This is a genomic window from Pseudomonas sp. PDM10, assembly GCF_014852295.1.
Lineage (GTDB): Bacteria > Pseudomonadota > Gammaproteobacteria > Pseudomonadales > Pseudomonadaceae > Aquipseudomonas.
In genome coordinates, this window is sequence record NZ_JACVBJ010000006.1 from 465,081 (window position 1) to 486,585 (window position 21,505).

The window sequence follows — 21,505 nt, forward strand, 5'->3', positions numbered from 1 at the left end:
GATGGCATGGCGGACGTAAACAAGGTCGTTCTGGCGTATTCCGGCGGCCTGGACACTTCGGTGATCCTCAAGTGGCTGCAGGATACTTATAACTGTGAAGTCGTGACCTTCACCGCTGACCTGGGTCAGGGCGAAGAAGTCGAACCTGCACGCGCCAAGGCACAAGCCATGGGCGTGAAAGAGATCTACATCGACGACTTGCGCGAAGAATTCGTGCGCGATTTCGTTTTCCCGATGTTCCGCGCCAACACCGTTTACGAAGGCGAGTACCTGCTGGGTACTTCCATCGCTCGTCCGTTGATCGCCAAGCGCCTGATCGAAATCGCCAACGAAACCGGCGCTGACGCCATTTCCCACGGCGCCACCGGCAAGGGCAACGACCAGGTTCGTTTCGAACTGGGCGCCTACGCCTTGAAGCCAGGTGTGAAAGTGATCGCTCCGTGGCGCGAATGGGACCTGCTCTCCCGTGAAAAGCTGATGGATTATGCTGAAAAGCACAATATCCCGATCGAGCGTCACGGCAAGAAAAAATCCCCGTACTCGATGGATGCCAACCTGCTGCACATCTCCTATGAAGGCGGCGTGCTGGAAGACACCTGGACCGAGCACGAAGAAGACATGTGGAAATGGACCGTCTCCCCGGAGAAGGCTCCAGATAAAGCGCAATACCTGGAACTGACCTACCGCAACGGCGACATCGTTGCACTGGACGGCGTCGAAATGACCCCGGCTACCGTGCTGGCGACCCTGAACCGTATCGGTGGCGAACACGGTATCGGCCGTCTCGACATCGTTGAGAACCGTTACGTGGGCATGAAGTCCCGTGGCTGCTACGAAACCCCAGGCGGCACCATCATGCTGCGCGCCCACCGTGCGATCGAATCGATCACCCTGGACCGCGAAGTGGCTCACCTCAAAGACGAGCTGATGCCTAAATACGCCAGCCTGATCTACACCGGTTACTGGTGGAGCCCTGAGCGTCTGATGCTGCAACAGATGATCGACGCGTCCCAGGCCCACGTGAACGGCGTTGTGCGCCTGAAGCTGTACAAGGGCAACGTGATCGTCACCGGTCGCAAGTCCGACGAATCGTTGTTCGATGCCAACATCGCGACCTTCGAAGAAGATGGCGGCGCCTACAACCAGGCCGACGCGGCGGGCTTCATCAAGCTCAACGCGTTGCGCATGCGTATTGCGGCGAACAAAGGCCGGAAGCTTTTCTGAGATCTTTGAAACCGTAGAGTTGTGGCCTTGTCGGTGACAAGGCCACAATTTCTGAATAGGGGGAGTTTTCCTGCCGGACATCGTGTTATTAGCGCTTTTTTTGTATCTGTAATACCTTCCTACTGTTTCCTCTTCTGAATGCTCTTCAAGCGTTACCTGCTGCATGTCAGGTAAAAAGAGTGATCAAGAATCGTCAGACCGTGTGAATTCAAATTGTAAGCAATGCAAAGCGTTGGGCCGTTGCGATTCTTTGCCTGTTTTGATTGCTTGCTTGCGCTTTCCTTCAGTAGTGCCTCCGAATCGGTACAGGTGAGAAATACGATCACTTGTGCAGGGCTTCCCTGTGGGTGCCGGTTTTTTTCAATCCAGGCGCCGAACTCCATTTTCTTGTGTAGCCACCGCGCATCGACGATGTGCAGGTTTTTTAGCTGCTCGGCCATGCAAACGTGCTGTAGAGCCGAGAGGCCCGTCTGAATACTGATCCGGGCGGGAGGGTCCTTCAGGTTGTCGGGCCGCTGACCGCGTTCTGCGTTGTCCATCACTTTTATAAAATGCTTTCCCTTGCCGTAATCGGATGGCGCATACAGCGACCGGTAGTTGAAGTTGAGTGTGGCGAAGAAAAGAAAAAGCAAATAAAAAGGGAAACTAATCAGGAACCAGACATAGAGCTCCCGCTCCTTGTTGTCGAGAAAGGGCAGTGAAACGGCGGCCGATGTTTCAGAAATAGCGGCAAATATCGCAATGACGGTCATGGGGTTGATGATTTTTTTCTTTTGTTTGTTCATGTTTTTTGCTCATAAAATATTGTCTTTTCTCGAATGATTAGTGTTTTTGGTTTTGATTTTAATAACTAAGTGGTCGGTGTTTATATTGGTGTGGCACTCCTTTTTAAGTTATGGATTTTGAAGGTTTGATAGTAGCGGTATTGAGTGTGTGGCGGGTACCTCTGTTGATGAGTTTTAAGTGGTGATGGGTTGAGTTTGTTGATGAAGTGTTGCTTGGTGTGATTTTTTATTACAATCTTGATGTCCAGTGTTTGTGGTATGGGGGGTTCAAGTGGTAAATATCAGTTACTTTTAAGGGTAGCTCAATAGTCAGTATTCGTTGGATCGTCTTGCGACGATCCCTGCTATTTGGTTTTCTGGTTGTAAACAGAAACAAAAAACTGCGGATAATCGAAATGTTTTCAGGTCGATAAAATTTTTACCCCCTCGGTATTTTTGGGAGTTTTGTAAGATAATTCTCTAATGTCTGTAGGGAATGTCTCTCGGTGTGGGTGGCCGAGGGGGGCGGCATGCCATGGGTGAAACGACTAGGCTATCGTGCGGGCTCTAAAAATTCGAACAGCGAAAATTGGACTTGCCCATGAATAAAGTGCTGATCGTGGATGATCACCCCGTCATTCGTCTTGCGGTACGTATGCTAATGGAACGTCACGGCTACGAGGTTGTTGCAGAGACAGATAATGGCGTGGATGCGTTGCAACTTGCCCGTGAGCATATGCCGGATATTGTTATCCTGGATATCGGAATACCAAAACTCGATGGGCTGGAAGTCATTGCGCGCCTGACATCGACAGCAATGCCCATGAAAGTACTGATACTAACTTCTCAGGCGCCCGGGCATTTCTCTATGCGTTGCATGCAAACGGGTGCTGCAGGGTATGTTTGTAAGCAACAGGATCTCACCGAGTTGCTCAGTGCAATAAAGGCAGTATTGTCGGGCTACAGTTACTTTCCGAATCAAGCCTTGCATACCGTACGTTCCAGTTTGGGGAACGCCAGTGAAGCCGATATGGTGGATCGGCTGTCGGGACGGGAAATGATGGTCTTGCAGCAATTGGCCCGAGGCAAGACCAACAAGGAGATTGCCGATGGAATGTTCCTCAGCAATAAGACTGTCAGTACTTACAAGACGCGTCTGTTGTTGAAACTCAATGCCCGCTCCCTGGTCGACCTGATCGAATTGGCTCAACGCAATGGTCTGGTGTGACTGCCTCGGCGTTTGACGAGGCGCGATGAGCGGGGGGCGGGCATCAAGCGGCACTTAGTAAAAAGCCTCCGTTTCGGGAGGCTTTTAGGTGTCATAGGTCAAAATCGTAATCGGCCAATTGCTTTTGCAGTCGGCGCTCCTCCAGCAGATTGTCGATGGTACGGCGTTTGCTCAGGTTGGTCTTCGCCACTTCAACCACTGGTTCAGCGTCATCAGCCTCAACAGGGGTGAAGTCGTCTTCTACGTCCAATTGCTCTTTGCCAGTGCTCATAGTGTTACTCCAGGCTAAGGCTGCCTTTGGCGCTCCTTATATCGATAATCTCCCGGCGGGTAAAAAAGATTTTTTCAATCGATAAATTGAAAAACCTAATAGCGCCTCAATCGTCCGACGTTTTTTGCTTGTATTCGCACAAGTCTTCGATCCGACAGCTGCCGCAACGAGGCTTGCGGGCCAGGCAAACGTAGCGTCCGTGGAGGATCAGCCAGTGATGGGCATCCAGCAGATATTCCTTCGGCACGAACTTCATCAGTTTTTGCTCAACCTCGACCACATTTTTGCCGGGAGCAATGCCGGTACGGTTGCTGACCCGGAAAATATGCGTGTCCACGGCCATGGTCAGCTGACGGAATGCGGTATTGAGCACCACGTTGGCAGTCTTGCGGCCGACGCCGGGTAACGCTTCCAGCTCTTCACGGGTTTGCGGGACTTCGCCTCCATGACGTTCCATCAGTAAGCGACAGGTCTCGATCACGTTTTTCGCTTTGCTGTTGAACAGGCCGATGGTCTTGATGTATTCCGACAGTCCCTCGACACCCAAGGCATAAATCGCCGCCGGTGTATTGGCCACCGGATAGAGTTTCGCGGTGGCCTTGTTGACGCCGACATCGGTCGACTGCGCCGAGAGAATCACGGAGATCAGCAGTTCGAACGGCGAGGAGTAGGCCAGTTCGGTCTTCGGTTCCGGGTTGTCTTCGTGAAATCGGCGAAAAATTTCCAGACGTTTTGCGGCATTCATGGGCAGTGCATTTCCTCGAAGGCGGTCAGTGTGAGGGCGTCGAGCGGGTCCAGGCCTGACGTGCGGCGATCAGCAGTCCCAGCAGAATGAATCCACCAGGGGCCAGGGTGGCCAGGCGCAAGCCGCCGTCGGTGGTCAGCACCCAGCCTTGCCAGTCCGCTTGCGCAGTGCCAGCCAGCCATGGCAGATGGCTGCCGAATGTTCCGTTGCCGATGAATTCGCGTAGCACGCCAAGGCCCGCCATCAACGCACCGAACAGGCCACACAGGCGCAGGCGATCACGCCAGACGCTCTGTTGAAAACCGGTGTGTTCCAGCACAACACATTGCAAGGCAATCAGTCCTGCATAGAACCCTACCTGTTGGTGCCATTGCAGCGACCAGATTTGCACGGCGAGTTCCGTGCAACTGGTCAGTGTGGCCGCCAGCAGGACGCTGGCAAGCAAACGTGTCTCTGGGACAAGTCGGGATCGCAGGGCGCCCATGCTCACTCCAAAGGCACTGATCACCACGATAAACATCAGCCACAAGCCCAGAGCGGACACCAATGAATCCGTGGCACCGATCAGTGGTGCAAGCATCAGCGAATGCTGCAGCATCGATGACTTATTCATGAGCGCTGCTCCCGATCAACTGTTGCTGATGTTCGTCGAAATAGCGCAACGCGTCATGGATGGCGCTGATGACCGCTCTCGAAGTAATGGTCGCCCCCGCCATTTGATCGAATTGCCCCTGATCCTTTTTCAAGGCCCAGCCATTGTCGGCAGGTTCGGTTCGGGACTTTCCGGAAAAAGCCTGAAGCCAGGCATTGGGCCAGTCGGCGAGTCGACCGCCCAGTCCCGGAGTTTCCGATTGCTTGAGCGTTTTTACGCCCAGTACCTTGCCGTTTGCGCCGATGGCGATCAGCAATTCGATGGAACCCTCGTAACCCAGGGTCTGGCTGCGCAGCAACACGGCGCTGGTCTGGCCGGTCTTGGTTGCCAGGTAGCCACCCAGCAGCGTGCTATTGGCTAACCCAGTGTTTTCGAGGGCGAGTGGCTGTTCCAGTGGCTGATTGTCGTAGCTTTCAGCAGGAAGCAGGTCCAGCAGGTTACGACTGTCGAGCAGGCGCTGTTCGGCCGCAATGCGCGGCGCGCTGGTGTGCTGCACGAGGTAAGTCGCGCCAATCCCCAGGCTTGCCAGCACCACCAGGATCACAACGCTCGACGCTCGGCTCATGGCGTCCCCCGTTCCTGTCTGGAGCTGGCAAACCGCTCCAGCGCCGGCACACAGAGGTTCATCAACAGCACGGCAAAGGCGACGCCGTCCGGATAACCTCCCCAGGTACGAATCAAGTACGTCAGCAGCCCGACGCCTGCGCCGAACAGCAGTCGCGCGGCGGGGCTTTTTGCGCCGGACACCGGTTCCGTGACGATGAAGAATGCGCCCAGCATGCTCGCGCCAGTGAGCAGATGAAACAGCGGCGAGCCATGGGAGTCGGAGCCCGAGCCGTTCCAGCACAGCAGGCTGATGATGAACAGGCTGGCCAGCATGCCGACCGGCGCATGCCAGCTGAACACCCGCCGTTGCAGCAAAAATGCGCCGCCCGCCAGAAAGGCCAGGTTGACCCATTCCATGCCTCGGCCGCCGAAATGACCGAAGGCCGGGTTAGCGGCAAACAGTTCGTCCATGGTCAGGCTTTTGTTGATCCGCAGGCTGTCCAGCGCTGTGGCCTGGACCCAGGCATCCGGAGTCTGGCTGAGGCTGAACCCAAACACCTGCTGCAAACCGCCGAGCAGGTCCAGTCCATGGGACGACGGCCAGTGGGTCATCTGTTGGGGAAAGGTCACCAGCACCAGGGCGAAGCCCAGCATTGCCGGGTTGAACGGGTTCTTGCCAACACCGCCATACAGGTGTTTGCCGAACACCATCGCGAACGCTGCGGCACAGACCGTCAGCCACCACGGGCAATAAGGCGGCAAGGCCAGCGCCAACAGCGTCGCGCTGACCAGTGCGCTGCCGTCGCTCAAGGTCGGCTTGAGCGGTTGCTCGCGCAAGCGCAACACGGCCGCTTCAACGGCCAGTGCGGTAACACACGTCAGAATCAGGTTGATCAACACGCCCCAGCCATACAGCCAGAAAAACACCAGCATTCCCGGCACGGTGGCCAGCAATACCAGCTTCATGGCCTGCTGAAGGCGCTCGTCGACCGATTCAAGGGGCGGCATAGGCATCTACCTGACGCTCGGCTTCAATTACCGCGAGTTCCAGGGCTTCAATCTGCTCAGCCGTCGCTTCGCTGGCCTGGGCTTTCTTGAGTTCGGCGCGGCGCATGGCCAACTGGATCTTTGCCCGATTCAGCTGCGCATTTTTCGCCGGAACGACGGGTGCTGCGACTGGTGGTGCAGTGCTTTCCAGTTGCGCCAACGCCTGTTCGCAAGCCTCGAATTGCTGTTGCAAGACAATCAGTTGTGACTGCTGTTCGAAGGTCGGCGGATGCCCGAACGCCTTGAGTGACTTATTCAGTTGCGCCCGACTCATCGCCAGATCGATCTTGGCCTTTTTCAACGCCGCATCGGCATTGGCTGCCTTCTGCGCGCGGACGCGCTCAAGAGCGGCCTGAACCGGATCGAGCGTTGCGACCTCACTGTGCTGGACGGCGCGCTGGGCCCGGGCCTGACGTTCGGCGATTTTCTGTTCTTCTTCGCGATGCAGGCGAGCGTTGCGCTGTTCGAATCGGCGCCGTGCGTGATCGCGCTTGGCCGCCCGGGCGCGTTGTTCCTCAAGGCTGAACGCCAGGCCGCCGACAACCGGCAGCACAGTGTCCAGCGGCAACGGCCGCATTTCGATGCAATCCACCGGGCAGGGCGCTACGCACAAGTCGCAACCGGTGCATTCGTCGATGATCACCGTGTGCATCAGTTTCGCCGCGCCGACAATGGCATCCACCGGGCAGGCCTGGATGCACTTGGTGCAACCAATACACTCGGCTTCACGAATATAGGCGATCTGCGCCGGGGCCGAACCACGACTGAGGTCCAGTTCCAGCACCGGCACTTTCAGCAGTTCGGCCAGGGCCGCGATGGTTTCGCTGCCGCCCGGCGGGCACTTGTTGATCGGTTCGCCGCTGGCAATGCCTTCGGCGTACGGTTTGCATCCGGGGTGGCCGCACTTGCCGCATTGGGTCTGCGGCAAGAGGGCATCGATGCGTTGAATCAGACTCATGTTTTGATCAGTCCGCTGAATCCGAGAAAGGCCACTGCAATCAGTCCGGCGCCGATCAGGTCGATGGGCAGGCCGCGAAAGGGCAGGGGGATATCATTTTCGAGGGTGCGTTGGCGCAAGTCGCTGAACAGGCTCAGTACCAGCCAGAATCCCAGCCCGGCGCCCAGGCTCAGGGCCAGGGCGTGGAAGAAGCCTTTGTCGTCCTGAGCGTTGAGCAGCGTCAGCCCGAGTACGCCAGCGTTGCCCAGCAGCAGGGGCCAGAGGCCATCGAACGCAAATTTTGGAAGTAACCGGGAAAGCACTTTCAGCAGCGGGCCAATCAGCAGAACGCTTAATGGCAGGAACACGAAAAGGCGCAGCGACGTCAGCTCCAGCGGGACCAGCAACCAACGGTAGGCCGAGTAGCCCAGCGTGCCGACGATCAGCATCAAACACGTCGTCGCAAGGCCCAACGCGTGGACTTGTCGATGCTCGTTGCCCAGCAGCGGATCGACGCCCAGCGGCCAGTGCAACACGAGGTTGTTGATCAGGGCAGTGCTGATAAGCGTAAGAACAATTTCGGTCATGATCGTGCCGGCAAGAACGGGGCTTTTTAACGGAGCGGTCTAAAAAGCTTAGGCATTATCCGGCAAGGACGGAGGGTGGGCCAGACATGAAAATCCCACAGTCGTGCGAGGCACGACTGTGGGATCGGTTTACTGCAGAGCCTTACTTGATGCGCTGACCAGGCTTGGCGCCGCTGTCAGGGCTGAGCAGGTAGATTTCCTCACCGCCAGGGCCGGCCGCCATCACCATGCCTTCGGAGATGCCGAACTTCATTTTCCGTGGTTTGAGGTTGGCGATCATCATGGTCAGGCGACCATTGAGCTTGGACGGATCCGGATAAGCGCTCTTGATCCCGGAGAACACGTTGCGTTGCTCGTCACCGATATCGAGGGTCAGGCGCAGCAGTTTGTCGGCGCCTTCCACGTGTTCGGCCTTGAGGATCAGGGCGACGCGCAGGTCGACAGCGGCAAAGGCATCGAACTCGATTTCCGGCGACAGCGGATCCTTGGCCAGTTCGCCATTGCCGGCAGGTGCAGCGTCGCCGGTGTCGGTAGCGCTGGCGGTCAGGTCTTCTTTCGAGGCGTCGCTCATGGCTTGCACTTTTACCGGATCGATACGGGTCATCAACGGTTTGAACTCGTTCAGCTGATGGTTGCTGAGCAAGGTCGCGTGGTCGTTCCAGGTCAGCGGCGCGACGTTCAGGAACGCCTCGGCGTCGGCGGCCAGCAGCGGCAGCACCGGCTTGAGGAAGATCACCAGCTGGCGGAACAGGTTGACGCCCAGGGCGCAGATGGCCTGGACTTCGTCTTGCTTGCCTTCCTGTTTGTTCAGCGACCATGGGGCCTTGTCGGCGATCCAGGCATTGGCACGGTCGGCCAGGCCCATGATCTCGCGCATGGCACGGGCGAAGTCGCGAGCCTCGTAGGCTTCGGCGATGCTCGGCGCTGCGGCCAGGAACGCTTCGGTCAGTTCCGGCGCGGCATTGCCCGCCACCAGTACACCGGCGTTGCCTTTGTGGATGAAACCGGCGCAACGGCTGGCGATGTTGACGACTTTGCCGACCAGGTCGGAGTTGACCTTCTGCACGAAGTCTTCGAGGTTCAGGTCGAGGTCATCGACGCCACGGCTCAGCTTCGCCGCGTAGTAGTAGCGCAGGTATTCCGGCGACAGGTGGTCGAGATAGGTCCGGGCCTTGATGAAGGTGCCGCGGGATTTGGACATTTTCTGACCATTGACGGTCAGGTAGCCGTGTACGTTGATACCGGTCGGTTTACGGAAACCGGCACCTTCGAGCATGGCTGGCCAGAACAGAGCGTGGAAGTTGACGATGTCCTTGCCGATGAAATGGTACAGCTCGGCGGTGGAATCCTTGCCCCAGAACGCGTCGAAATCAAGTGCAGGCGTGCGGTCGCAGAGGTTCTTGAAGCTGGCCATGTAGCCGATCGGCGCGTCGAGCCAGACGTAGAAGTATTTGCCTGGCTCGTCGGGGATTTCGAAACCGAAGTACGGCGCATCGCGGGAGATGTCCCACTGTTGGAGGCCGGCGTCCAGCCATTCGGCGATTTTGTTCGCCACGGCTTCTTGCAGGGTGCCGCTGCGGGTCCAGGCTTGCAGCATTTCCTGGAAGTCCGGCAGCTTGAAGAAGAAGTGCTGGGAATCCTTGAGCACCGGCGTGGCGCCAGAGATCGCCGACTTCGGATCCTTCAGGTCGGTCGGCGCGTAGGTCGCACCGCATTTTTCGCAGTTGTCGCCGTACTGGTCTTCGGTGCCGCATTTCGGGCAGGTGCCCTTGATGAAGCGGTCGGCCAGGAACATTTTCTTTTCCGGGTCGAAATATTGCGTGATCGAGCGCTGGGCGATGTGCCCGGCGTCGCGCAGCTTCAGGTAGATCTGGCTCGACAGCTCACGGTTTTCTTCGGCGTGAGTGGAGTGGAAGTTGTCGAAGTCCACTAGGAACTCGGCAAAGTCGGCGCTGTGTTCAGCCTGGACGTTGGCGATCAGTTGTTCCGGGGTGATGCCTTCCTTTTCCGCGCGCAACATGATGGCCGAACCGTGGGCGTCGTCGGCGCAGACATAAATGCATTGATTGCCGCGGTGCTTCTGGAAGCGCACCCACATATCGGTCTGGATGTATTCCAGCATGTGGCCAAGATGGATCGAACCATTGGCATAGGGCAGGGCGCTGGTGACGAGGATCTTGCGTGGCTCGGACATGGGGCTCGGCTACTTGATGAAACGGAGGTCGGCCACTATAAAGCGCCAGCGCATATTTTTCACCCCCGCGGCCTGCAGGCTTATTGTCACAATAATTTTTTTGTGTAGAGAGGATTAATCTGTGGCGAGGGGATTTATCTGTGGCGAGGGGATTTATCCCCGTTGGGTGGCGAAGCCGCCCCCAAAATGGTCTACATCGGCATATCGGCACATTGTGTTCGATGGTTTTACGACTGCTGCGCAGTCGAACGGGGATAAATCCCCTCGCCACAGATAAATCCCCTCGCCACAGGCAAGCTCTCCAGCCACAGTAATCTGTTCGCCACAAATGTGTGTCCGGCGTAGGATACCCGCCTGATTTTCCAGTCTTGCTATCGGAGTTGCCCATGAACGCCGTCAATCGCGCAGCGGTGGAAGCCGTCCTTCGCCAATACACCGACCCTTACTTGAACCAGGACCCGGTCAGCGCCGGGTGCGTACGCGGCATCGACATTCAGGGTGATCGCGTCAGCGTCCAGCTGGAGCTGGGTTATGCCGCCGGCCTGTTCAAGAGTGGCTGGGCGCAGTTACTGCAAATGGCCATTGAAGGGCTGGACGGCGTGACCATCGCGCGCGTCGAGATCACCAGTGTCATTGCCGCGCACAAGGCTCAAGCGCAGATCCCGGGGCTGGCCAACGTCAAGAACGTGGTGGCCGTGGCGTCCGGCAAGGGTGGCGTGGGCAAATCAACCACCGCCGCCAACCTGGCCCTGGCCCTGGCCCGCGAAGGCGCCAAGGTCGGGATTCTCGACGCGGACATTTACGGACCGAGTCAGGGCATCATGTTCGGTATCCCTGAAGGCACCCGGCCCCAGGTCAAGGATCAGAAGTGGTTTATTCCGATCGAGTCCCACGGTGTCGAAGTCATGTCCATGGCGTTCCTGACCGATGACAACACGCCGATGGTCTGGCGCGGACCGATGGTTTCCGGCGCCTTGTTGCAACTGGTCACTCAAACCGCCTGGGGCGACCTGGATTACCTGGTCATCGACATGCCACCAGGCACCGGCGACATCCAGCTGACCCTGGCGCAGAAAGTCCCGGTGGCCGGCGCGGTGATCGTTACCACGCCGCAAGACCTGGCATTGCTGGACGCACGCAAGGGCGTGGAGATGTTCCGCAAGGTCAACATCCCGGTACTGGGCGTGGTGGAAAACATGGCCGTGCACATCTGCTCCAACTGCGGGCATGCCGAGCATCTGTTCGGTGAGGGCGGTGGTGTGAAGCTGGCCAACCAGTACGGCGTCGAGCTGCTGGCTTCGTTGCCGCTGGCGATGGCCATCCGCGAACAGGCCGACGGCGGCAAGCCAACGGTAATCGCCGAGCCTGACAGCCCGATTGCAATGGTTTACCAGGAACTGGCCCGCCATGTCGGCGCGCGGATCGTGTTGCAGGAAGCGGCGACACCGGCCATGCCGAACATCACCATCAGCGACGATTAATGAGCTGAAATACGATTCCCTGTGGGAGCGGCTGTGGCGAGGGGATTTAGCGAAACGTCGCACCGCCCCGTTGGGTGGCGCAGCCGCCCCCAAAAAACTGGGCCTGCTTCGCAGTCCAACGGGGATAAATCCCCTCGCCACAGCCGCTCCCACATTTGTTTTGCGGTGGATTTAGATGCGCAACCCGCCATCCAGCTCCAGAATCCGACCATTGATGTAGTCGTTCTCGAAGATGTACGCCGCCGAATGGGCAATCTCTTCAGGCGTGCCCATGCGCTTGAGTGGAATCACCGACGTTATCTTCTCCAGCGCCTCAGGCTTCATGCTCAGCGTCATTTCGGTTTCGATAAAACCCGGTGCAATGCCTGCCACACGAATACCGTAGCGTGCCAATTCCTTCGCCCAGGTCACGGTCATCGCGGCGACACCGGCCTTGGCGGCGGAGTAGTTGGTCTGGCCGGCGTTGCCAGCACGGGAGATCGACGAGATATTAATGATCGTGCCGCTGTTGTTCAGCTCGATCATTTTGGCCGCGACTTCACGGGTGCACAGGAATACGCCGGTCAGATTGACGTCGATGACCGACTGCCACTGGGCCAGACTCATCTTGGTCATCTCGCCGTCCTTGACCTTGATGAGCAAGCCATCGCGCAGGATCCCGGCGTTGTTGATCAGGCCATGGATCGCACCGAAATCTTCGGCCACCTGGGCGGCCATATGAGTCACTTGCTCCTCATTGGCGACATTGCACAGATAAGCGCGAGCCTCGACGCCTTTAGCCTTGCAAGCGGCGACGGTGTCGTCGAGCTTTTCCTGGTTCAGGTCCACCAGCGCCAGCTTCGCGCCTTTGCCGGCGAAATACTCGGCCATGGAACGGCCTAAACCCTGGCAACCGCCGGTGATAATGATTACTTTGTCAGTGAGTTGCATTCGCATGCCCCCAATAGCAGGTCAGAGGAGTGGTTTCCTTTTAGAGAGTAGCCTCTCGATCTGCACCTGATGGCCTGGCTGCACATGAGAACTGCCCCGATAGCGTGCTGGAACTTATCCCCAGGCGCCTGTCCGTTTTTTTGACGGATTCTAATAAGGAGTCATAAATTGAGCGTTGAAGCGGCCAAGAATGCCCGAGAATTGCTTCTCAAGGAATACCGTGGAGTGCTCTCGACGCACTCCAAGGCGATGCCCGGTTTCCCGTTTGGCTCCGTGGTTCCGTACTGTCTGGACGAACAGGGTTGGCCGCTGATCCTTATCAGCCGCATCGCCCAGCACACCCACAACCTGCAGAAAGATCCAAAATGCTCACTGTTTGTGGGTGAGCGCGGGGCCGAAGATGTGCAAGCCGTTGGTCGCCTGACCTACCTCGCCGAAGCAGAAAAGCTCGAGGACGAGTCAGCCATCGAAGCGGCAGCTGAGCGTTACTACCGCTATTTCCCTGATTCGCAGAGCTACCACAAGGCCCACGATTTCGATTTCTGGGTGCTCAAACCGGTACGTCACCGTTACATCGGCGGTTTCGGTGCGATTCACTGGGTCGATCAGTTAACGCTGGCCAACCCGTTCGCCGGAAAAGCCGAAGCAAGCATGGTCGAGCACATGAATGCCGATCACGCCAAAGCCATCGCCCATTACGTCGAACTGGCGGGCCTGCCGAAAACCGAGCCGGCGCAACTGGCGGGTATCGACACCGAAGGCATGCACCTGCGCATTGGTCAGGGGCTCTATTGGTTGCCGTTTCAAGCGCCGTGTAATACGCCGACACAAGTGCGCGAAGCCTTGGTTTTCCTGGCTCACGCCGAACATTGGCCGAAAAATGAAGTGGCCGACGCTTGAATTCACGAATCGGCGACGTCATCTAGGGAAGACTGGCAAGGCATTCTTGCGTTGAGGAACCATTTGATGCGCCCTTTTTTATTGCTCTTTGTACTGTTTCCGGTGTTGGAGCTGTTCGTATTCGTCAAGGTCAGCGGGGCGATCGGGTTTTTCCCGGCCCTGCTGCTGGTCATTCTCGGCTCGATGCTCGGCGTGTTCGTGCTGCGTATCGCTGGTCTGGCAACTGCATTGCGTGCGCGTGAAAGCCTGAACCGCGGCGAGTTGCCGGCCCAGACCATGCTCGAAGGTTTGATGCTGGCGCTGGCGGGTGGTCTGTTGATCCTGCCGGGCTTCGTCACTGACGTGCTGGGTCTGATCATGTTGCTGCCGATCTCTCGTCGACTGTTGGCCAATAAAATGCGCCAGCGTGCCGAAGAGGCGGCAATCCGTCAGCGTGCATTCGCCGACGACCTTCAGCCACGTGGCGGTCCTGCTCCACGCGAGCCGCTGGGCCGTGAGCCCAATGTGATCGAAGGCGAATTCGAACACCGCGATACCAAGTAGTCCGCACCACCGGCACGGCACCTTCGGGTGCCGTGTTCGTTTGTGGGGCAGCAACCTGAAAAAATTTGCTTCCTCGCCCTTGTAATAAGCTTATGCGCCCTTATGTAACGGTCACCGCAAGGTTTCTGGCGATTGCGCCAGACAGACTTCCGCGGTTCGCTCGACGAACCGCACCCGGCACCGCCGGATTTGTTAAACCCGCCGGGAATACACCGGCCGATGAAAACCACAATTAGGAGAGATCGACAATGAAGCTTCGTCCTCTGCATGACCGCGTCGTCGTCCGTCGCAGCGAAGAAGAAAAGAAAACCGCTGGCGGTATCGTCCTGCCAGGTTCGGCTGCTGAAAAGCCAAACCAGGGTGAAGTTCTCGCCGTAGGTCCAGGCAAAGCACTGGAAAACGGTGAAGTGCGTGCACTGGCTGTGAAAGTGGGTGACAAGGTTGTGTTCGGCCCGTACTCCGGCAGCAACACCGTGAAAGTCGACGGCGAAGACCTGCTGGTAATTGGCGAGAGCGAAATCCTCGCCGTTATCGAAGGCTGATTCCCCGCTCATTTTCCCGCTACTACAAAGTATTTAAGGAATATCGATCATGGCTGCTAAAGAAGTTAAATTCGGCGATTCCGCCCGCAAGAAAATGCTCGCCGGTGTCAACGTCCTGGCTGACGCAGTAAAAGCGACCCTGGGCCCTAAAGGCCGTAACGTGATCATCGAGAAGAGCTTCGGCGCTCCGACCATCACCAAGGACGGCGTGTCCGTTGCCAAAGAAATCGAGCTGAAAGATCGCTTCGAAAACATGGGCGCGCAGCTGGTCAAAGACGTTGCCTCCCGTGCCAACGATGACGCAGGCGACGGCACCACCACCGCTACCGTTCTGGCTCAATCGATCGTCAACGAAGGCCTGAAAGCCGTCGCTGCCGGCATGAACCCGATGGACCTGAAGCGCGGCATCGACAAAGCGACCATCGCTATCGTCAAAGAGCTCAAAGCCCTGTCCAAGCCTTGCGCTGACACCAAGGCCATCGCTCAGGTCGGCACCATCTCGGCCAACTCCGACAGCTCCATCGGCGACATCATTGCCGAAGCCATGGAAAAAGTCGGTAAAGAAGGCGTGATCACCGTTGAAGAAGGCTCGGGCCTGGAAAATGAACTGTCGGTTGTTGAAGGCATGCAGTTCGACCGTGGCTACCTGTCCCCGTACTTCGTCAACAAGCCAGAGACCATGACTGCCGAGCTGGACGGTCCGCTGATCCTGCTGGTCGACAAAAAGATCTCGAACATCCGCGAAATGCTGCCAGTACTGGAAGCCGTTGCCAAAGCCGGCCGTCCACTGCTGATCGTGGCCGAAGACGTTGAAGGCGAAGCCCTGGCGACTCTGGTTGTGAACAACATGCGTGGCATCGTTAAAGTCGCAGCCGTCAAGGCTCCAGGCTTCGGCGACCGTCGCAAGGCCATGCTGCAGGACATCGCTGTTCTGACTGGCGGTACCGTTATCTCCGAAGAGATCGGTCTGAGCCTGGAAAGCACTACCCTGGAACACCTGGGTAATGCCAAGCGCGTGATCCTGTCCAAAGAAAACACCACGGTGATCGACGGTGCCGGCGTTGAGGCTGACATCCAGGCTCGCGTTCTGCAGATCCGTCAGCAAGTGGCCGACACTTCGTCCGACTACGACCGTGAAAAACTGCAAGAGCGTCTGGCCAAACTGTCCGGCGGCGTTGCAGTGATCAAGGTTGGCGCTGGTTCCGAAGTTGAAATGAAAGAGAAGAAAGCCCGCGTTGAAGACGCCCTGCACGCTACCCGTGCAGCCGTTGAAGAAGGCGTGGTACCTGGCGGCGGCGTGGCACTGGTTCGCGCTCTGCAGGCTATCTCCGAGCTGAAAGGCGACAACGATGACCAGAACGTTGGCATCCAGTTGCTGCGTCGCGCTGTTGAAGCGCCACTGCGCCAGATCGTTGCCAACTCCGGTGACGAGCCAAGCGTAGTAGTCGACAAGGTCAAGCAGGGTTCGGGTAACTACGGTTACAACGCTGCTACCGGCGAATACGGCGACATGATCGAAATGGGTATCCTGGACCCGGCCAAAGTGACTCGTTCGGCTCTGCAAGCGGCTTCGTCGATTGCCAGCCTGATGATCACCACCGAAGCCATGATCGCTGAGATCAAGGAAGACGGTCCAGCTGGCGGCGGCATGCCAGACATGGGCGGTATGGGCGGCATGGGCGGCATGATGTAAGCCAGCCTTACCCCTATAAAAAAACCCCGCCTGCGCTAAGCAGGCGGGGTTTTTTATTGCCCGGAATTTACCCTGTCCCGTAGGAGCATAGCTTGCTCGCGATTCAGGCGCCGCGGTGTATCAGTTACACCGCGTTATCGTTCATCGCGAGCAAGCTTTGCTCCTACAGGTTCTTCAGGCATTGACCGGTTGGGCTTCGGACTCTCGATCAGCCTTCGAGGCTGGGCGATACAGGATGTAGTAATACGCCCCCAGACAAATCAGCCAGCAGAAAATCGCCGTCCACACGTTGTGCGAAAAGAAGTGCGCGCCCTGCATCATCCGGCTGATGGAAAACACCGTGCCCAAGGCGAAAGCGAATACAAATGCCTTGCGCGCCAGGCGCGGACGACGGTCACGCAGGACAAAGAACAGCGCAAACAGTGTGAAACCGGTTGCCGCATGACCGCCGGGCCAGCAACGGCCGGGTTTATCGGTGTGCGGGCGAGGGCTGAGCAGTTCGCTATAGGTTTCGTGACCGCCAAACTGCTCAAGGCTCCACGGGCATTGAACGGCCGTCACCGCCTTGACTGGCGTGACAAAGGAGGTTGCCAGCGCCAAAGACAGCACCAGACAGCCCAGTTCCCGTTTGATCGGTTTGAGCCGGTCCATGAAAAAGGAGGCGATGAAACCGAAGATGGCCAACACCGAGAAGGCGATGACCACCTGCTTGGCGCGGTCATGCAGGATGTCTTCCAGGAAGTAACTGTGCCGCCCGATGAATTCCCCCGTGATCGGGTCATAGAGCAGTTTGGCAAGGTCCATGTCCAGGGACGTCAGTTCGAGCAACACCAGAACGATCGCCGCGAAGACGGGAACGCCCAGGCACACCCAGAAATTGAGTGGTCGGGAGGCGGGGCGGACAGCAATTGATGACATGGAGGATCCTGAACAAAGGAAAAAGCCCCGGGGCATCAGCCCGGGGCGATTCGATTAATGTGCGCTGACTTGGTCGGTGCCCTCCATGGGCGTCTTCCAGCCAAGCAGCTGTTGCTTGAAGCCATAACTGGCGGTTTGGTAATAGGTGATCGCTCGGACAATCAATGGATCGCTGGCGGTGGCCTGGGATTCGCGGCTCTCGGTCAGTGCATCATCATGGCGCCGCAGCCCTTGGCGAGGGCTCAGGATCGCCAAATTCTTACCGTCGAACAAGCCCAGATGCTGGTAATTACCAACGACCACGCGAGGCGGCAGTGGATTGTCCTGCAGCAAGTTGCGGCCGAAGAAGGTCGATTGATAATCCAGGTTCAGCAAACCGAGCAAGGTCGGCGCCAGGTCGATCTGGCTGGCCAGTTGCGCGGTTTCCCGTGCATCGATCAGCTTCGGTGCATAGATGAACAGCGGAATCTGATAGTTGCTGATCGGCAAGTCTTCCTTGCCGGCGCTGCCGGCCGTGTGGTCGGCGACGAAGACGAAGATTGTATTGTCAAACCACGGCTTTTGGCGCGCCTGATCGAGGAACTGACCAATGGCATAGTCGGTGTACTTCACTGCACCGTCGCGACCGTTGCCGGACTTGATGTCGATCCGGTTGTCCGGGTAGGTATAAGGACGATGGTTGGAGGTGGTCATCAATTGCAGCAGAAACGGCTGCTGTTTCGCGTAGTCAGCGTCGGCCAGTTTGAGGGTTTGCTTGTAGAGGTCTTCGTCAGCCATGCCCCAGGCATTTTTAAAGTGGATCTCTGATTCATCGACGCTGCTCTGGTCCACCACCCGGTAACCGTTGCCACTGAAGAACGCGTTCATATTGTCGAAGTAACCGCGTCCGCCATAGACGAACACGCTGTCGTAACCCACGGCGCTGAGTTGCTGGCCGAGGCTGGCGAAACCGCTTTCACGCCCCACACGCTTGACGATCGAACGCCCTGGAGTTGGCGGGATCGCCAGGGTGATGGCCTCGAGGCCGCGATCGGTGCGGGTGCCGGTGGCGTAGAAGTTATTGAAGTACAGGCTCTGTTTGCGCAAGGCATCGAGATTGGGTGTCAGATTACGGGTGTCGCCGTTACTGCCCATGTACTTGGCGCTGAAGCTTTCAATCGTCACCAGCACAATGTTGGGTTTGCGCACAGTGCCCGGGTTGTCGATCATCCGGCGAATGTCCTGTGGATCCTCGCCGATGAAATGCGCGTTGGGTTCACTCAGTTCGGCACGAATCTGCTGAGCAACAATTGCCGGCGGCAGGCTGCTGTAGAACTGCGGGTAATCCAGTTCGTTGTTACGGAATGCAGCGAAGAACTGATAGGGACCATTGCTCGCCAGTTCGTTCTGATAGGCGTTACCGCCCTGGGCGCGCGGCGAATCCTGGCTGAGCAGTTGCGAGCTCAGGCCGGCGACAATCAACAGGCCCAGCGCATTCAGCAGGCGCCCGCGCAATGGCGGCAACGGTGCGTCCAGCGCGGCATTGAACGGTTTGCGCAATGCAAAGCTCAGGGCGATGGCCAACACGGCGAGGATGCTCAGCAGTGTGCCGATCGGGTAGGACTCAAGGAGGTTATTCAGCACTTCATCGGAATACACCAGGTAATCGACGGCGATGAAGTTGAATCGCACACCAAACTCATCCCAAAACAGCCATTCGGCCACGGACGTGAACAACATGGCGAACAGGCTGACGGTCAGCAGCCCCTGAAGGAGCCAGCGGTGACCACGGCGACGCCACAAGGCCGGTGGGCAGAGCAGCAAGTAGAGGCCCATCGGCAGCGCTGCATAGGCAATGAAGCCCAGGTCGTACAGCAGGCCGATGCCAAACACTGACAGAAATCCGCTACCGGCCTCGTCCAGATGGGTGAGCAGCAGCACCGTGCGGGTCAGCAAGAAAATGACCAGCCATGCGCCGGTCACGAGCAGGAGAAAGCGCATTGGCGCGGTCTTGAAGAAGTCCATTGTGTGTACATTCCTTAACAACAAATGCATGGGATTTTCGCGCCACCACTGTAGTTGGCTTGTGAATCGATAGTGAAAAACTTGTTAAGCCTAACATTTGGTTGAGCGGATTGATTCCAGGTACCGTAATCCTAGCCCTGAGCCACACTTGGCCTTAAGCTGCGCGGGCCAAGACGGCCGTTACTGTGTATGCAGGAGATAACCATGCGAATTCTATTGGTTGAAGACAACCGCGATATCCTGGCCAACCTGGCCGATTACCTGGGGCTCAAGGGTTATACCGTGGATTGCGCGCAGGACGGTTTGTCAGGCTTGCACTTGGCCGCCACCGAGCATTACGACTTGATCGTGCTCGACATCATGTTGCCAGGCATCGACGGTTACACCCTGTGCAAACGCCTGCGCGAAGACGCGCGCCGCGACACGCCGGTGATCATGCTCACCGCCCGCGATCAATTGGACGACCGGCTGCAAGGTTTCAAATCCGGCGCCGATGATTACCTGATCAAACCCTTTGCCCTGTCTGAATTGGCGGCGCGCATCGAGGCGGTCATGCGTCGTACCCAGGGCGGTGGACGCCGTACGTTGCAGGTTGGCGATCTAAACTACGACCTCGACACTCTGGAAGTCACCCGCGAAGGTCGCCTGCTCAAACTCAACCCGGTGGGCCTGAAGTTGCTGGCCGTGCTGATGCAGAAAAGTCCGCATGTCCTGCGCCGCGAGATTCTCGAAGAGGCGCTGTGGGGGGATGACTGCCCGGACAGCGACAGCCTGCGCAGCCACGTCCATCAATTGCGCCAGGTGATCGACAAGCCGTTCGCCAAACCGTTGCTGCAAACCGTGCACGGTGTGGGTTATCGCTTGGCCGAGGGCCGTGATGGAGTTTAAGCAGAGCCTTGCTCAACGGATCATCATCGCCTTTGCGTTGATGAGCGCACTGGTCGCGGGAACCTTTGCCATGGGCATTGTGGCGACTGTGCACCTGGTGGAAGAAAAACTGATTTCGGCAGGTCTGGGGGGCGATTTACAACGGCTGTTGCTCATGGACAGTGTCACGGACTGGAGCCATCGCCCTGAGCCGGACCAGCTGTTCTATTTCAGTGGCGGGCCGGGGGATTTCAATCTTCCCAAAGACTTGCGGCACCTGGACCCGGGCTTTCACGAAGTGTTTCGCGAACAGCTGTCGTATCACGCGATGGTCGAAGTCGTCGACGGCCGGCGTTATGTGCTGTTGCAGGACCAGAGCGATTTCGAAGAGCGTGAGCGGGTGCTGTTTGCCGTGGTGCTGGTGGGCTTCGTCCTGAGTCTGGCATTGGCGGTGTTTCTCGGCTGGATACTCGCGCGCAAAGTGATGGCGCCCGTGGTGCGACTGGCCCGCCAGGTCCGTCACCGTGACCAATTGTTAGGTCTGGCGCCACCCCTGGCGCCGGATTACGCCGCTGATGAGGTGGGCGAGTTGGCCGTGGCCTTCGACGCCACCCTGGGGCGCTTGCGCCAGGCGTTGACCCGCGAACGGTTGTTCACCAGTGACGTCAGCCACGAGCTGCGCACGCCATTGATGGTGCTGGCCAGTTCCTGCGAGCTGTTGCTGGAAAACCCCGGAATTGATCAGCGTGGACGTGCTCAGGTCGAGCGAATCGCCCGCGCCTGTGAAGAGATGCGCGAGCTGGTGCAAACCTTTCTGATGTTGGCCCGCGCACAACGTGAAGACGCCAGCATGTCGCCCCAGCAGACCCTGAACCAGGTCGCCGATGGACTGCTCCATCAGTGGCGCGAGCCGATCGAGACCAAGGGGCTGGCGCTGATCTTTGAACCGGGAAATCCGGCCAACACGAGCTACAACGCAACCCTTCTGCACGCGGTCATGGGCAACCTGCTGCGTAATGCGCTGCATTACACCGAGCACGGGTTTATTCGCCTGACGCTGACGGCCACCGGTTTCATGGTCGAGGACAGTGGCGTGGGCATTCCCGAGGACAAACGCGAGGCAATGTTCGAGCCCTTTGTGCGGGGCAGCGAGAAACGCGGCGAAGGCCTGGGCCTGGGGTTGTCGCTGGTGCAGCGGATCTGTGAAAACCAGGGCTGGAGCGTCAGCCTGACGAACATGGAACCCAACGGCTGTCGTTTTCAGGTGGAGTTGTCAACGAACAACTGATCGCCTTGTTGAAACGCATTTATCCGGTGCATTCGTTTTCATCTTGTAAGTCCTCGAAACAATTCGCGGTTTTACATGACATATTTTTCACAACGGTATGACCTGTCGCTGACACGGTGCTACCTATCGTGGGAGTCATCAGCA

General features: G+C 57.8%; 21 protein-coding genes. 9 read left to right on the forward strand and 12 right to left on the reverse strand.

From position 1 onward, the window contains the following. Positions 1-6 precede the first annotated feature (6 nt). On the forward strand, positions 7-1,224 hold the full coding sequence (locus IB252_RS22500) for an argininosuccinate synthase (RefSeq protein ID WP_007898502.1): 1,218 nt from the start codon (positions 7-9) through the stop codon (positions 1,222-1,224). A gap of 152 nt (positions 1,225-1,376) precedes the next feature. On the opposite strand, the gene IB252_RS22505 is transcribed toward IB252_RS22500, so the two are convergent. Continuing rightward, positions 1,377-2,009, reverse strand: coding sequence for a hypothetical protein (locus tag IB252_RS22505; protein ID WP_192410298.1), 633 nt, complete (start codon positions 2,007-2,009; stop codon positions 1,377-1,379). A 580-nt stretch (positions 2,010-2,589) separates the two neighbouring features. Here IB252_RS22505 and IB252_RS22510 point away from each other — a divergent pair. Continuing rightward, on the forward strand, positions 2,590-3,216 hold the full coding sequence (locus IB252_RS22510) for a response regulator transcription factor (protein ID WP_111451986.1): 627 nt from the start codon (positions 2,590-2,592) through the stop codon (positions 3,214-3,216). Between the two features lie 91 nt (positions 3,217-3,307). On the opposite strand, the gene IB252_RS22515 is transcribed toward IB252_RS22510, so the two are convergent. The 8 genes from IB252_RS22515 to metG all read right to left on the reverse strand — a co-directional run bounded on the left by IB252_RS22515 (position 3,308) and on the right by metG (position 10,195). Further along, entirely contained in the window at positions 3,308-3,487 is a 180-nt protein-coding gene (locus tag IB252_RS22515; protein ID WP_007898493.1) for a PA3496 family putative envelope integrity protein, read from the reverse strand. Positions 3,488-3,593: 106 nt separating this feature from the next. Next, positions 3,594-4,232: an endonuclease III gene (nth, locus tag IB252_RS22520; RefSeq protein WP_192410299.1), complete on the reverse strand. Its 639-nt coding sequence runs from the start codon at positions 4,230-4,232 to the stop codon at positions 3,594-3,596. 25 nt (positions 4,233-4,257) lie between these two features. Continuing rightward, the gene (locus IB252_RS22525; RefSeq protein WP_192410300.1) at positions 4,258-4,845 is read right to left on the reverse strand and encodes an Rnf-Nqr domain containing protein; all 588 of its coding nucleotides are present in this window, start codon (positions 4,843-4,845) and stop codon (positions 4,258-4,260) included. Next, the gene (locus IB252_RS22530; protein ID WP_192410301.1) at positions 4,838-5,449 is read right to left on the reverse strand and encodes an RnfABCDGE type electron transport complex subunit G; all 612 of its coding nucleotides are present in this window, start codon (positions 5,447-5,449) and stop codon (positions 4,838-4,840) included. The genes IB252_RS22525 and IB252_RS22530 overlap by 8 nt, the downstream gene beginning before the upstream one ends. Then, the gene (locus tag IB252_RS22535) at positions 5,446-6,438 is read right to left on the reverse strand and encodes an RnfABCDGE type electron transport complex subunit D (RefSeq protein WP_192410302.1); all 993 of its coding nucleotides are present in this window, start codon (positions 6,436-6,438) and stop codon (positions 5,446-5,448) included. The genes IB252_RS22530 and IB252_RS22535 overlap by 4 nt, the downstream gene beginning before the upstream one ends. Next, on the reverse strand, positions 6,425-7,435 hold the full coding sequence (rsxB, locus tag IB252_RS22540; RefSeq protein ID WP_192410303.1) for an electron transport complex subunit RsxB: 1,011 nt from the start codon (positions 7,433-7,435) through the stop codon (positions 6,425-6,427). The genes IB252_RS22535 and rsxB overlap by 14 nt, the downstream gene beginning before the upstream one ends. Continuing rightward, positions 7,432-8,001, reverse strand: a complete 570-nt coding sequence (locus tag IB252_RS22545; RefSeq protein ID WP_192410304.1) for an electron transport complex protein RnfA — start codon at positions 7,999-8,001, stop codon at positions 7,432-7,434. The genes rsxB and IB252_RS22545 overlap by 4 nt, the downstream gene beginning before the upstream one ends. A gap of 142 nt (positions 8,002-8,143) precedes the next feature. Beyond that, on the reverse strand, positions 8,144-10,195 hold the full coding sequence (metG, locus tag IB252_RS22550; RefSeq protein ID WP_192410305.1) for a methionine--tRNA ligase: 2,052 nt from the start codon (positions 10,193-10,195) through the stop codon (positions 8,144-8,146). Positions 10,196-10,581: 386 nt separating this feature from the next. Here metG and apbC point away from each other — a divergent pair, with 386 nt between their 5' ends. After that, positions 10,582-11,676 (forward strand): iron-sulfur cluster carrier protein ApbC, encoded by a 1,095-nt coding sequence (gene apbC, locus IB252_RS22555; RefSeq protein WP_192410306.1) that lies wholly within the window; start codon positions 10,582-10,584, stop codon positions 11,674-11,676. 171 nt (positions 11,677-11,847) lie between these two features. Here the strand turns inward: apbC and IB252_RS22560 are convergent, their stop codons facing one another. Continuing rightward, positions 11,848-12,606, reverse strand: coding sequence for an SDR family oxidoreductase (locus tag IB252_RS22560; protein WP_111451978.1), 759 nt, complete (start codon positions 12,604-12,606; stop codon positions 11,848-11,850). 168 nt (positions 12,607-12,774) lie between these two features. On the opposite strand from IB252_RS22560, the gene IB252_RS22565 reads away from it, so the two are divergent. The 4 genes from IB252_RS22565 to groL all read left to right on the forward strand — a co-directional run bounded on the left by IB252_RS22565 (position 12,775) and on the right by groL (position 16,284). Further along, positions 12,775-13,506, forward strand: a complete 732-nt coding sequence (locus IB252_RS22565) for a HugZ family protein (protein WP_192410307.1) — start codon at positions 12,775-12,777, stop codon at positions 13,504-13,506. 66 nt (positions 13,507-13,572) lie between these two features. After that, positions 13,573-14,049: an FxsA family protein gene (locus tag IB252_RS22570; RefSeq protein ID WP_008155548.1), complete on the forward strand. Its 477-nt coding sequence runs from the start codon at positions 13,573-13,575 to the stop codon at positions 14,047-14,049. A gap of 248 nt (positions 14,050-14,297) precedes the next feature. Continuing rightward, positions 14,298-14,591, forward strand: coding sequence for a co-chaperone GroES (locus IB252_RS22575; RefSeq protein ID WP_008155545.1), 294 nt, complete (start codon positions 14,298-14,300; stop codon positions 14,589-14,591). Between the two features lie 49 nt (positions 14,592-14,640). Beyond that, positions 14,641-16,284, forward strand: coding sequence for a chaperonin GroEL (gene groL, locus IB252_RS22580; RefSeq protein WP_008155543.1), 1,644 nt, complete (start codon positions 14,641-14,643; stop codon positions 16,282-16,284). A gap of 174 nt (positions 16,285-16,458) precedes the next feature. On the opposite strand, the gene IB252_RS22585 is transcribed toward groL, so the two are convergent. Both IB252_RS22585 and IB252_RS22590 read right to left on the reverse strand, forming a co-directional pair. Next, entirely contained in the window at positions 16,459-17,202 is a 744-nt protein-coding gene (locus IB252_RS22585; protein ID WP_111451977.1) for a phosphatase PAP2 family protein, read from the reverse strand. 54 nt (positions 17,203-17,256) lie between these two features. After that, positions 17,257-19,206, reverse strand: coding sequence for an LTA synthase family protein (locus IB252_RS22590; RefSeq protein WP_192410308.1), 1,950 nt, complete (start codon positions 19,204-19,206; stop codon positions 17,257-17,259). A 204-nt stretch (positions 19,207-19,410) separates the two neighbouring features. On the opposite strand from IB252_RS22590, the gene colR reads away from it, so the two are divergent. Together colR and IB252_RS22600 are read left to right on the forward strand one after the other, a co-directional pair. Beyond that, the gene (colR, locus tag IB252_RS22595) at positions 19,411-20,094 is read left to right on the forward strand and encodes a two-component system response regulator ColR (RefSeq protein WP_008155536.1); all 684 of its coding nucleotides are present in this window, start codon (positions 19,411-19,413) and stop codon (positions 20,092-20,094) included. Next, positions 20,084-21,361, forward strand: coding sequence for a sensor histidine kinase (locus tag IB252_RS22600; protein ID WP_192410309.1), 1,278 nt, complete (start codon positions 20,084-20,086; stop codon positions 21,359-21,361). The genes colR and IB252_RS22600 overlap by 11 nt, the downstream gene beginning before the upstream one ends. Positions 21,362-21,505 lie beyond the last annotated feature (144 nt).

What these genes read in the sequence shown, in the direction of transcription:
- groL (WP_008155543.1), top strand. Translation starts at nt 14,641, where the DNA reads ATGGCTGCTAAAGAAGTTAAATTCGGCGATTCCGCCCGCAAGAAAATG.
- IB252_RS22545 (WP_192410304.1), bottom strand. Translation starts at nt 8,001, where the DNA reads ATGACCGAAATTGTTCTTACGCTTATCAGCACTGCCCTGATCAACAAC.
- apbC (WP_192410306.1), top strand. Translation starts at nt 10,582, where the DNA reads ATGAACGCCGTCAATCGCGCAGCGGTGGAAGCCGTCCTTCGCCAATAC.
- IB252_RS22535 (WP_192410302.1), bottom strand. Translation starts at nt 6,438, where the DNA reads ATGCCGCCCCTTGAATCGGTCGACGAGCGCCTTCAGCAGGCCATGAAG.
- IB252_RS22600 (WP_192410309.1), top strand. Translation starts at nt 20,084, where the DNA reads ATGGAGTTTAAGCAGAGCCTTGCTCAACGGATCATCATCGCCTTTGCG.
- IB252_RS22585 (WP_111451977.1), bottom strand. Translation starts at nt 17,202, where the DNA reads ATGTCATCAATTGCTGTCCGCCCCGCCTCCCGACCACTCAATTTCTGG.
- IB252_RS22530 (WP_192410301.1), bottom strand. Translation starts at nt 5,449, where the DNA reads ATGAGCCGAGCGTCGAGCGTTGTGATCCTGGTGGTGCTGGCAAGCCTG.
- IB252_RS22525 (WP_192410300.1), bottom strand. Translation starts at nt 4,845, where the DNA reads ATGAATAAGTCATCGATGCTGCAGCATTCGCTGATGCTTGCACCACTG.
- IB252_RS22560 (WP_111451978.1), bottom strand. Translation starts at nt 12,606, where the DNA reads ATGCAACTCACTGACAAAGTAATCATTATCACCGGCGGTTGCCAGGGT.
- IB252_RS22575 (WP_008155545.1), top strand. Translation starts at nt 14,298, where the DNA reads ATGAAGCTTCGTCCTCTGCATGACCGCGTCGTCGTCCGTCGCAGCGAA.
- IB252_RS22515 (WP_007898493.1), bottom strand. Translation starts at nt 3,487, where the DNA reads ATGAGCACTGGCAAAGAGCAATTGGACGTAGAAGACGACTTCACCCCT.
- IB252_RS22510 (WP_111451986.1), top strand. Translation starts at nt 2,590, where the DNA reads ATGAATAAAGTGCTGATCGTGGATGATCACCCCGTCATTCGTCTTGCG.
- IB252_RS22590 (WP_192410308.1), bottom strand. Translation starts at nt 19,206, where the DNA reads ATGGACTTCTTCAAGACCGCGCCAATGCGCTTTCTCCTGCTCGTGACC.
- IB252_RS22570 (WP_008155548.1), top strand. Translation starts at nt 13,573, where the DNA reads ATGCGCCCTTTTTTATTGCTCTTTGTACTGTTTCCGGTGTTGGAGCTG.
- rsxB (WP_192410303.1), bottom strand. Translation starts at nt 7,435, where the DNA reads ATGAGTCTGATTCAACGCATCGATGCCCTCTTGCCGCAGACCCAATGC.
- colR (WP_008155536.1), top strand. Translation starts at nt 19,411, where the DNA reads ATGCGAATTCTATTGGTTGAAGACAACCGCGATATCCTGGCCAACCTG.
- IB252_RS22505 (WP_192410298.1), bottom strand. Translation starts at nt 2,009, where the DNA reads ATGAACAAACAAAAGAAAAAAATCATCAACCCCATGACCGTCATTGCG.
- metG (WP_192410305.1), bottom strand. Translation starts at nt 10,195, where the DNA reads ATGTCCGAGCCACGCAAGATCCTCGTCACCAGCGCCCTGCCCTATGCC.
- nth (WP_192410299.1), bottom strand. Translation starts at nt 4,232, where the DNA reads ATGAATGCCGCAAAACGTCTGGAAATTTTTCGCCGATTTCACGAAGAC.
- IB252_RS22500 (WP_007898502.1), top strand. Translation starts at nt 7, where the DNA reads ATGGCGGACGTAAACAAGGTCGTTCTGGCGTATTCCGGCGGCCTGGAC.